Here is a 2,156-nt window from a genome sequence, read left to right on the forward strand (position 1 = left end):
TTCATTTGCTTTAATATCGAATTCCGAACTCCGATTAACGATTTTTGATTTATGATTTTTTCTGCGAGTTTTCATTACTTTTTTACTTCTAAAATCATCATTCGTTAATCGATATTCATTATTCATTATTCATTTTTTTAATATCGAACTCCGATTAACGATTTTTGATTTTCTGCTATAATCTATTTTCTGTGTTCCCGGTGCTCTCCGTGTTCAACATTTTTGCTATATTTCCCACAACTTCAATTTCTAATTTCGCATATAAAAAATGATTTTTTGCAGGAAGAATATCCTTTAATTTCACGTAATCTTTTTCTGTAGTAATAATGACTGCTACATTTTGTCTTATGGCTTTTTCGATGATCGGTTGAATATCTTTATCTTGATCAAAGGCATAATGGTCTGGAAAAACAAAATGTTCTGAAAAAATGATTCCGGTATTTTCAATGCTTTTTTCAAATGAATTTGGAGTACCGATTCCGGAAAGCAAAAACACTTTTTGAGCTTGCAATGTTTCAGGCTTCACATTCTTTTTTGATGAGAATTCAATAAAATGAGATAATTTGTAAATTGTTTTTATGATTGGTTTTTTATATTTTATTGCCCATTTGGGAATTTGATAATTTTCGGGACAATTATTGAAAACCAAAAAATCAGCATGCTTTAATGTGGATTTTGGTTCTCGCAATTTTCCAGCAGGAATTGTGAAACCATTACCCAAAGGATTTTTTGCATCAAATAGAACGAAATCAATATCTCGTTTTATTTTTAGATGCTGAAATGAGTCATCGAGGATAACATAATCAGGACGAATTTTCTCTTCGAGTAATTTTATCGCTTTTGTACGATCTTTACCGACAATAACAGAAATTCCCGATAAATTTTCAGCAATTACTTGCGGTTCATCTCCGGCATTTTCGGCAATTTTTTTCATTCCGTTTTCATCCGATATTATCTTAATGGAATTTTCATATTCACCTTTATAGCCACGATGCGAAACAGATACGGAATTTCCTTTGGCTTGTAGATATTTCGCCAGATAAATCGTAAAAGGAGTTTTGCCATTTCCGCCAATCCCAAGATTCCCCACTGAAATTATTTTGCTTTTAGATTGATAACTCGATAAAACTCCAGCAGAAAATAAACTCCTCCGTAAATATTGAATAAGGGAATAAAAAAGAGCAAAGGGTAATAGAAGAAAGGAGGTTAAACTTCTGTTATCCCAATGCTCTTGGATAAAATTCCGATGTAATTTTTTGATGCTCACAAAATCATTCGGTTCATTTTATATACAATCAAAACGATTTAATCAAAATTGACTTTTGGAGTAGCTTTTTCTGTTTCAGGGACTTCGTAAAACGGTTCTTTAGAAAATCCAAACATTCCTGCCAAAATATTGTTCGGGAATGTTACAATTTGTTTGTTGAAATTTTTAACGGATTCATTATAACGTCTTCGAGCAACTGCGAGCCGGTTTTCCGTTCCTGCCAATTCATCCTGCAAGCGAATGAAGTTCGTGTTTGCCTTCAGGTCCGGATATCGCTCCACCACCATAAGTAAGCGAGATAACGCTCCGGTCAGCTGATTGTTCGCATCAATTTTCTCGGATCGGGATGAGGCATTGCCCACGCTTGCACGAGCTTTCGTAACTTTTGTAAAAACTTCTTCCTCGTGTTTTGCATAACCCTTTACAGTTGCCACATAATTGGGAATCAAATCAAAACGTCGTTTCTGCTGATTTTCGATCTCTGCCCAAGAATTGTCTATGTCCACTTTCATCTTTGCAAACGAATTATATCTTGAAATTCCCATTATTATTAAAATGGCAATTATCGCAATTATAATAATTGTACCTTTTTTCATCTTTCCTCCGGAAATTTAATATTTATATTTTTTATATGGATTCTTTTTTAACGAATTGCTTGTCAAGATTTCTTGAATTATTGTTGATTATGATAATTTAGAAAAAACAGGAAACCTTACCTTTCGAATGGTCTAAAATATCTGCAATATGTTGATCTTCGCAATGAAAAAAAATAATCCAAATTAATTGACGGTGAATTTCTATCCCGAATATTGCAGATTATGAAATTTATAGCAGATTTTCACATCCATTCCCATTTTTCAATAGCCACAAGCAGAAATCTAATCCCCGA

2 protein-coding genes are annotated in these 2,156 nt (G+C 33.1%); both read right to left on the reverse strand.

The genetic code is table 11. The annotated features are described in order from the left end of the window. Window positions 1-175: 175 nt before the first annotated feature. Complete coding sequence (gene lpxK / locus U9P79_08410; GenBank protein MEA2104645.1) at window positions 176-1,267, reverse strand: tetraacyldisaccharide 4'-kinase; 1,092 nt, start codon at window positions 1,265-1,267, stop codon at window positions 176-178. Window positions 1,268-1,305: 38 nt separating this feature from the next. Further along, window positions 1,306-1,863: a LemA family protein gene (locus U9P79_08415; protein ID MEA2104646.1), complete on the reverse strand. Its 558-nt coding sequence runs from the start codon at window positions 1,861-1,863 to the stop codon at window positions 1,306-1,308. Window positions 1,864-2,156: the final 293 nt, after the last annotated feature.

The organism is Candidatus Cloacimonadota bacterium (genome assembly GCA_034661015.1).
Lineage (GTDB): Bacteria > Cloacimonadota > Cloacimonadia > JGIOTU-2 > JGIOTU-2 > JAYEKN01.

Coding starts and splice junctions, on each gene's coding strand:
- U9P79_08415 (MEA2104646.1), bottom strand. CDS start 1,863: ATGAAAAAAGGTACAATTATTATAATTGCGATAATTGCCATTTTAATA.